Raw genomic sequence first — 219 nt, forward strand, 5'->3', positions numbered from 1 at the left:
AACTAAGCAACCTGAGTTCTATATTTATATGGACTCAGGTTATTTAATTTCTTTTGAAATCTTTGATGATTATAAAAGTACATATATTTACGCACGGCAAGTTTGACCTCATTCGCTTTACGGAAGGAGTGTAAATGAAAACACTCTGCCTTAAAGTGACTGAAGAAGTTTTCCATACAAGCATTATCCCAACAGTTGCCTCTTCGAGACATACTTGCC

1 protein-coding gene is annotated in these 219 nt (G+C 35.6%); it reads right to left on the bottom strand.

The features are described from left to right. Positions 1-2 precede the first annotated feature (2 nt). Positions 3-212: an IS3 family transposase gene (locus tag FS802_RS31990; RefSeq protein WP_369008792.1), complete on the bottom strand. Its 210-nt coding sequence runs from the start codon at positions 210-212 to the stop codon at positions 3-5. Positions 213-219 lie beyond the last annotated feature (7 nt).

The sequence above is a fragment of the Bacillus sp. DE0042 genome, assembly GCF_007680225.1.
GTDB lineage: Bacteria > Bacillota > Bacilli > Bacillales > Bacillaceae_G > Bacillus_A > Bacillus_A wiedmannii.